Annotated in this window: 7 protein-coding genes; 3 read left to right on the top strand and 4 right to left on the bottom strand. The window is 68.2% G+C overall.

Annotated elements, in window-relative coordinates:
* Positions 1–138: 138 nt before the first annotated feature.
* Entirely contained in the window at positions 139–1,614 is a 1,476-nt protein-coding gene (locus tag ACFWF3_RS16020; RefSeq protein WP_379314267.1) for an MFS transporter, read from the bottom strand.
* Positions 1,615–1,958: 344 nt separating this feature from the next.
* On the opposite strand from ACFWF3_RS16020, the gene ACFWF3_RS16015 reads away from it, so the two are divergent.
* On the top strand, positions 1,959–2,738 hold the full coding sequence (locus ACFWF3_RS16015; protein ID WP_379314266.1) for an oxidoreductase: 780 nt from the start codon (positions 1,959–1,961) through the stop codon (positions 2,736–2,738).
* Positions 2,739–2,744: 6 nt separating this feature from the next.
* Here the strand turns inward: ACFWF3_RS16015 and ACFWF3_RS16010 are convergent, their stop codons facing one another.
* Positions 2,745–3,641: a LysR family transcriptional regulator gene (locus ACFWF3_RS16010; protein ID WP_379314265.1), complete on the bottom strand. Its 897-nt coding sequence runs from the start codon at positions 3,639–3,641 to the stop codon at positions 2,745–2,747.
* Positions 3,642–3,784: 143 nt separating this feature from the next.
* On the opposite strand from ACFWF3_RS16010, the gene ACFWF3_RS16005 reads away from it, so the two are divergent.
* Together ACFWF3_RS16005 and ACFWF3_RS16000 are read left to right on the top strand one after the other, a co-directional pair.
* Positions 3,785–4,795: a glutathione S-transferase family protein gene (locus ACFWF3_RS16005; RefSeq protein ID WP_379314264.1), complete on the top strand. Its 1,011-nt coding sequence runs from the start codon at positions 3,785–3,787 to the stop codon at positions 4,793–4,795.
* Positions 4,796–4,894: 99 nt separating this feature from the next.
* Positions 4,895–6,166 carry a hypothetical protein gene (locus tag ACFWF3_RS16000; protein ID WP_379314263.1) on the top strand — a complete coding sequence of 424 codons (1,272 nt, stop codon included), beginning with the start codon at positions 4,895–4,897 and terminating at the stop codon, positions 6,164–6,166.
* 120 nt (positions 6,167–6,286) lie between these two features.
* Here ACFWF3_RS16000 and ACFWF3_RS15995 read toward each other — a convergent pair whose 3' ends face one another.
* Together ACFWF3_RS15995 and ACFWF3_RS15990 are read right to left on the bottom strand one after the other, a co-directional pair.
* The gene (locus ACFWF3_RS15995; protein WP_379314262.1) at positions 6,287–6,877 is read right to left on the bottom strand and encodes a hypothetical protein; all 591 of its coding nucleotides are present in this window, start codon (positions 6,875–6,877) and stop codon (positions 6,287–6,289) included.
* A 103-nt stretch (positions 6,878–6,980) separates the two neighbouring features.
* On the bottom strand, positions 6,981–7,901 hold a 921-nt coding region (locus ACFWF3_RS15990), incomplete at its 5' end, for a D-alanyl-D-alanine carboxypeptidase family protein (protein ID WP_378652961.1).

The raw sequence follows: 7,901 nt of genomic DNA, 5'->3' as shown, positions 1-7,901 counted from the left end.
ATTCCTGCCTGGCTGCTTCTGGTGTCCGTGGTCGTCGCGACTGACTCGTGAAGTGACCGCTTCGGTCAGCGCCTGACACCGATTCCGGCCGACGCGGTGCGCGTCGGCCGGAATCCTGCGAACCCGAACCGCAATTCGCTAGGTGACATCCGCACGGTGCCGAGCCGCGTCGACCGCGGTGAATGCCGCCGCGGCGAGGATCATCACCGCCGAAACGAGCAGAGCCACGTCGAGTCCGTGATGGAATGCCGCCTTGCCGGCATTGAGCACCTCGGAAACCTTCGACAGGTATTTCAGATACGGGCCGATATCGACGCCCTCGGGGATCTTCCCGAGTTCCACGGCTTGAATGGCGTCGGGCTGGAGCGAGGTCGGCAGACCCAGCTCGTTCATGCGCGCCTTCAGGTCCGAGGACAGGAACCCGCTCACCAGCGCACCGAGCACGGCCACACCGAACGCCGAACCGACCTGGCGCATCGTATTGGTCACCGCGGCAGCCATTCCCGAGTGTTCCGCCGGAACTCCCGACATCACCGCGGACGTCAACGGCACCACCGCGATCCCGAAGCCGAAGCCCGCCACCGCCATCGCGGCCGACAGCGAAGGATCGTGGATCTCACCGGACAGCATATGGCGGGTCAGCAAGATCCCGCCCGCGCCGACCACACAGCCGAGGATCATCGGTGTGCGCGCACCTCGCCGCGCCACCCAGAACCCCGCGACCAGCGAGCCGATCACGATCATGGCGGCCATCGGCGCGAACACCGTGGCCGTACGCGCACCCGAGTACGACTGCATCACTTGCAGATACAGCGCGGTGAAGAAGAAGATCGAGAAGATGCCGAAGTAGACGGCGAAAGCGACGATCAGTGCACTACGCACTGCCGGAAAGCGCAGGTAGTGCAAGTTGAGCATAGGTGCGCGCGCCCGTGTTTCGACGGCGATGAACCCGGCGAACGCGAGCCCACCGAGCACGAAGAACGCGAGCACCGACGGCGAGGTGTAGCCGCGATCCTGACCGGAGATCGCGGCATAGATCACCGATCCGAAAGCTGTCGCGCCGAGCAGAGCGCCTGCCCAGTCGATCGGCTCGGGGCTCGGGTCGGCGCTCTCCGGGACCGACCACAGTGCGACGACGAGCGCCACCGCCGCGATCACCAGGTTGAACCAGAAGATCGAGCGCCACCCGTACGCATGGACCAGCACGCCGCCCAGCACCGGTCCCGCGGCCAACGCCAGCCCCGACACCGCCGCCCACACCCCGATCGCCTTCGCGCGCTTGCGGTCGTCCGGGAAGACGTGCCGAAGCACCGACAGTGTGCCCGGCTCCGATGCCGCCGCACCGAGTCCCATGATCGCGCGACCGGCGACGAGCACCGCGACACTGCTCGCCAGCGCCGATACCACCGACCCGGCACAGAAGATCACCAGGCCGACGATCATCACCCGCTTGCGACCCCAGCGGTCCCCGAGCGACCCACCGGCGAGCATCAGCCCGGCGAACACGACGGTGTAGGCGTTGACCACCCACTGCAGCGCGGTCACGTCCGCGCTCAGATCATGGCGAATATCCCCCAGCGCCACGCTGACGACGGTGGTGTCGAGAAAGGTCACAAATACCACTACAGCGACTGCGGTCAGAGCGACACGCGGTCGCGCCGTCCCGCCCGGCGCATTGCCCATCGGTCTCACGGGCACAGGGTACTGGCGGGTTCAGCCAGACGCCAGACGGCCACCGGCCGACGACATCAGCGGGACGCGCACCGGCGGAAGAGCCGGGCCGGCATAGGAATTCCCTATGCCACCTGCTGACATTTCGTCTTTGCCGCGCACTGTTTTCCGGGCATACCGTGAAACAGCTCGACGAGGAACGCACCGCGATTTCATCGAGGTTTCGCGCGCCGCACATGTCGATACCCTGCCCGTCGGGCGAATACGCAATCGAAAGGACCGCTGGCATGACCACGATCGAGAATGTTTCGCACACGCGAGAACTCGCCGGAAAACGAGCTCTGGTCACGGGCGGTTCCCGCGGAATCGGGGCGGCCGTCGTGCGCCAGCTGCTGGACGCGGGCGCCGAGGTGCTCACCACCGCCAGATCGGCGGCGAACACCATCCCGGACGGGTCCACCTTCGTGACCGCCGACGTGCGCACGCAGGCTGGGGCACAGGCGCTCGCCGCCGCCGCGCACGACGTGCTCGGCGGGGTGGACATCCTCGTACACAACGCCGGTGGCGCGCGCCCACACGCGAGCGCTTCGGCGATCCCCGACGCGGAATGGCAGGACGCGCTCGACTTGAACTTGCTCGCCTCGGTGCGGCTGGACTCGCTGCTGGTGCCAGGGATGCGGGAACGGCGGTCTGGCGCGATCGTGCACGTCTCCTCGGCCGCGGTTCCCACCGCGGCACCACAGTTCCTGCACTACGTGGCCGCGAAGGCCGCACTGCAGACCTACAGCCGGGGACTCGCCTTGGACCTGGCCTCCGCCGGAATCCGGGTCAACACCGTGTCGCCGGGCAAAACCGCCACCCCCGGCGGTGAGGAGACCCGGGAGTTGTGGGCACGGATGGACGCGACACTGGGCGACACCGTCACCGCGACCAGCACGACGCCGCTGGGGCGCGACGGTCGCCCCGGCGACATCGCCGACGCGGTGCTGTTCCTCGTCTCCGACCGGGCGAGCTGGCTCACCGGAACCAATCTGTTCGTCGACGGAGGCGAATTCCCCCGGGGCTGAAGCCGGTCAGCGCACCGGCGGGAATGACGCGGCCTCGGTCCAGGTCTGGCGGCGAAGGAGTTCGAGCAGCGCTGACTCCGCCGGGCCCGGATCGGTCCGGACGACAGCGATGACGGGCTGGGAAACGACCGGATTCACCGGACGAACAAGGTGCTCGTGACCGTGCGGCACGGCCGAGGCCGGGACGAGAGTCACCCCCAGCCCTTGGGCCGCCCACCGCACCGCCGTCGACGTCTGGGACACGCGGGCGGCCGTGGTCGGGGTCAGCTCGTTGCTGCCCAGCACGTCCAGGAGCACCGCGTCGAGCGCGCTGTCCCGGTCGAACCGGACCCACGGCTCCCCCGCCAGCTCACGCAGTTCGACCCGCTCCGTGGCGAGTTGGGGGTGCCCGGCGCCGAGCACGACGACGAACTCCTCGTCGCCGAGGTGGTGCGCGTCGTCGGGAGACTGCTCGCACGCCGCCATCAGGGCCAGGTCGAGGACGCCCTGGCGCCCCAGGCGTTCCAGTTCGGCGGAACTCGGCTCCTCGAAGACGGTGACCTCCACCCGGGGGAACCGGCGGCGCAGCGCACCCAGCGCACGCGGCAGTTGACGAGTGCCGAAGCCCATCTGCGCCGCGACTACCAGCTCACCCACCAGCTCGTCGGCGCCCGCCCGCGCCGTCGCCCGTGCCCGCCGCGCGGCGCTCACCGCAACCTCCGCTTCGCGCAGGAAGGCGCGACCGACCACGGTGGGTACCAGCCCCGTCGGCGTGCGAGCGAACAGCTTCACGCCGAGTTCCCGCTCGAGGCCGCGAATCTGCTGCGACACCGACGGTTGAGCAACGTGCAACACCTCTGCCGCCGCCGTCACCGACCCCTCTTCGGCCACCGCCAAGGCGTACTCGAACTGACGAAGGCTCATCGGCGGGTTCCTCCCTGAGGGTGTCGAGCTGCCCCTGCGATGCTAGGCCGGTGTAGCTCCGGGCCGGCCACGATCGGTGCGTCGGCGACCAGCGGTGCACGGCGTCGAGCTGTCCGGCGCGCGGGGTGTGCCAGACTGGGGCGGTGAGCGATGCCGATGCGGGCACCTACGTCGAGGCGGGCGAGTTCCGCCGCGATACCAACTACATCACCACGCGGATCACCGCCGACGGACGTGAGGGCTATCCCGTCGAACCGGGGCGGTACCGGCTCGTCGCGGCCAGGGCGTGTCCGTGGGCCAATCGCACGCTGATCGTGCGCAGGCTGCTCGGGCTCGAGCCGGTGCTGTCGCTCGGGCTGTGCGGGCCCACCCACGACAAGCTCAGCTGGACCTTCGATCTGGATCCGGGCGAGGTCGATCCGGTGCTCGGCATCCACCGTCTGCGCGATGCCTATCTGGCCCGGTTTCCGGACTATCCGCGCGGCATCACCGTGCCCGCGATGGTCGACATCGTCACGGGGCAGGTCGTCACCAACGACTACGCGCAGATGACCCTCGACTTCTCGACCGAATGGGCCGCCTACCACCGGCCCGGCGCACCGCAGCTGTACCCCGAACCGCTGCGCGCGCAGATCGACGAGATCAACCGGGACGTGTTCCGCGACATCAACAACGGCGTCTACCGTTGCGGGTTCGCCGGCGATCAGGACGCCTACGACGCCGCCTACGTCCGGCTCTTCGCCGCCCTCGACCGGATCACCGAGCGGCTGAGCACTCAGCGCTACCTGGTCGGTGACACCATCACCGAGGCCGACGTGCGACTGTTCACCACGCTTGCCCGTTTCGACCCCGTCTATCACGGCCATTTCAAGTGCAACCGCACCAAACTCAGTGAGATGCCGGTGCTGTGGGCCTACGCCCGCGACCTGTTCCAGACTCCCGGCTTCGGCGACACCATCGACTTCGGGCAGATCAAGGAGCACTACTACGTCGTGCACCGCGATATCAATCCCACCGGGATCGTCCCCACGGGGCCGGACCTGTCGAACTGGCTGACCCCGCACCACCGTGCGGAACTGGGTGGGCGACCCTTCGGCGACGGCACTCCGCCGTCTGCGCCGATCCCCGCCGAGCAGGTCCCCGCGATCGGCTGAGGCTCGCTTATGGTCGGTCCCGATAGCCAAGCGGGGCAACAGTTTCGGTGATTCGTCGAAACGGCTTCGTGTCGGTGCTCAGCGCTAGCGTGCTCGGGTATGGACACCGTGCCCGATGCCTGGTTCGCCGACTTGCTGACACAGCTGTGCGCGAGCGACTTCCGCACCTTCAGCCGGCTCGACGTCGAGCAGGTGTGCGGTACCGCGGGGTGGCTGCTCCAGGGTGACGGCGTGGTGGTCATCCCGGGAACACCGTCCGGTGGCCGCATCGTCGACGAGCGCTGTGCCGACGGCGAGCAGCGCGCACACCTGTCCCTCACCGTCACGACCATCGAGCCCGAACAGTTCCGTCACTACCTGGACCTGACGGTGACGACGTGGGGTGCACCGACCTGGTTTTGCGGCCTGTCGGATCTCGGCGTCGGCTGGGTCGACGGCGACACCCTGCGCACCCTCGCGCTCTCCCACCACGGCACGGTGTCCTTGCGGATCGAGGCCCTCGATGCGGATGCCCAGCGCAGGTGGCGGAATTGGAAAACCCAGTACCACTACCCGGATCTCATCGACGAAGCCGACCGGGTCCCCAACGATGAGCACGATGTCTCGGACACGAGCGCCGACGATTACGAGGTCAGCTTCACCTGGTCGGCCGGTTCGGCCCGACGCGGCAGCGAGATCTGGAGCGTCTACACCCTCGGTCACCTGCGTGGCCTGCTGACCGACCTGCTGGGCAGCGTGCACCTCGCCATGCGAGCGCTCGGCCCCGGCCCCGAGCCGCTCGTCCTGCACTTCTTCGACCGCGACAAGACACCGGATCGCTACGCCCAACTCGAGCTGTCGCCGACCGAGATCCGCCTGCGCGCCTTCACCACCGAGGCCACCCGCCCACACCTGGACCGGCTCGGCTTCGTCGACTGCGGTGACGGCAGCGCCACCCGGATGTGGCCTACCGACCAGGCACGAGCCGCCGCCACCGTCACCGTGGTCTTCCTGTACCGAGTCGGGCTCGGTTCGGAGAATCTGACGATGACCGAGTCGGGGAATCCCCTACCGATCGACCACTTCTCGGTGGATCTCCAGGTCGACCTGGAGGCTGACGGCGGCCTTCCGGCGTCAGCTGTCTTGCCACCGTTCGACCTGCCCATCGGATCGCTCGCCCCGCTGTCCGATACGGCCGATCAGGGCGGTGAGGACGAACAGGGCGATCAGGATCAGCAGATGGGCGACGAAGAGCGCCAGCACGGGGAGCGCGAAGCCCTCGTCGGTGAGAATCCCGCGGTCGCTGACGCAATACAGGGTGAAATTGGTCGACGTTCCTTCGGAGTCGTGGAAGGTGTCCGAGACGACGACCGGCTCGGTGGCCGGCGGTGAGCAGAACAGGGGTGCGGTGAGTTTCGCTTCGCCCGGCCAGATGGCAACAGCGAGGAGAACGGTGAGAAAGGCGGCGGCGCAGGCAAGCGACACCGCGGAAATCAGGACTCGTCGCATTCGCTATACCTGCCGCACTCGAAGGAAGGTGCCGGTCCGATCGAATTCGGCGACCATCTCCGAGCGCGGCGACAAGACATTGGCGACGATGCGGATCTCGCGGCCGAAACGGCTCACCACGATGACGGTCACCTGTCCGTCGGGCAGCGCGCTTCGGGCGAGGGCGGTGTCGACGATGTCTTCGATACGCGACAGACCGGGTACCTCGCTGACGGCGAAATCCTCGCCGTCGAGGTCGTCGGCGGCGGAGACCCGAACCGGACGGGGCGCGCTGAGGGCGCCGAGAGCGAAGGAGTAGTCGTCGAGCTGCCGGGATCGATCAGGTGGCCGAACACGCAGGCGCACGGTGGGTTCCCGAGCGGCCAGTACCTCGTCGCCGGCCAGATACCGGGTTATCTGGGCGGGTTGGTCGTTCAAGGTGAGGCGGAACCGGGTCGAGTTCGGCGGGGTGAGAATGATGACGTTCGCTTCGAGGTCGGTGGCACCGGTTCGCCGGCTCAGCGCCGTGATGGCCTCCTGCGGCAACGAACTCACCAACCCGCCGCCGCGCGCTCGCAGCTGATCCTCGAAATCCGCCCGGTCCACCGCGCCCACGCACCCGCTGCTGCCCAGTACGACCAGGCAAACGAGGACCCGAAACCATCTGCCACCGCGCACATCCCGAATGCTAAGCGTTGCGCCGGGATCGCGCCGGTCGTCAGCCCCCGACTGGTTGCAGAACGCGCAGAATCGGGTCGTAGGCCCAGTTCAGCATGCGCTCGGCGTCCTGTCGCGCGGCGGCGCTGCTGTGGTCGGAGCTGTGCAGGACGACACCGATCAGCGGGATGCCGGCGCGAACCGTCTCGAACATCAGGCAGTGTCCGGCGGCGTCGGTGTTGCCGGTCTTGATGCCGATGGTGCCGGGATATTCGTCGAGCATGCGGTTCGTCGTTTCCCAGTGGTGCTCGCGGTTGGCGGGTCCCGCGGGAACGTGGAAGTCCCGCGCACCGACGATCTCGCGGAACAGCGGCAGGTTCATCGCCCGCACACCCAGTGCCACGAGGTCCGCCGGCGTGGAATAGGTGGAGTGATCGGTGGGATACGGCATACCGGCCGGGTCACTGAAATGTGTTCCGGCCAAACCCATCACCCGCGCGGTGTCGTTCATCCTGGCCAGGAAACCGCCCTGACCGGGACCGAACGACTCGGCGACGGTGTAGGCGGCGTCGCAGCCCGACGGCAGCAGCAGCGCGTAGAGCAGTTGGCGCGCGGTGAGCACCTCGCCGGGAACCAGTCCCGCGGTGCTGCCGTTTTCCCTGGCACAGTAGGCGCCCGCTTCCTGCGGCACCGTCACCGGCCGTTCGAGGTCACCGCTGACGATCACGACCACCGCCGTCATCACCTTCGCGATACTGGCGATCGGGACCGGGGTGTTCGCCTCCCGCGACCACACCACCGTCCCGGTGAGCCCCTCCGCCAACGCCGCGCCCGAGGCCTGGACACCGTCGGGCCCGGCGGCCGGCCACGGCAGCAGACCGTCAGCACTCCCGGAGGGTGCGGCAGCCGCAACGCCGTGACCAGCGGCGACGATCAGAACCCCGACAGTGACGGCGTGCAACACCTTGGCGAATGTCCGCAT

Source organism: Nocardia sp. NPDC060220 (genome assembly GCF_042727815.1).
In the GTDB taxonomy this organism is placed as follows: domain Bacteria; phylum Actinomycetota; class Actinomycetes; order Mycobacteriales; family Mycobacteriaceae; genus Nocardia.
This window is presented reverse-complemented; position numbering and strand designations above follow the sequence as displayed.

Coding starts and splice junctions, on each gene's coding strand:
- ACFWF3_RS16010 (WP_379314265.1), bottom strand. CDS start 3,641: ATGAGCCTTCGTCAGTTCGAGTACGCCTTGGCGGTGGCCGAAGAGGGG.
- ACFWF3_RS16015 (WP_379314266.1), top strand. CDS start 1,959: ATGACCACGATCGAGAATGTTTCGCACACGCGAGAACTCGCCGGAAAA.
- ACFWF3_RS16000 (WP_379314263.1), top strand. CDS start 4,895: ATGGACACCGTGCCCGATGCCTGGTTCGCCGACTTGCTGACACAGCTG.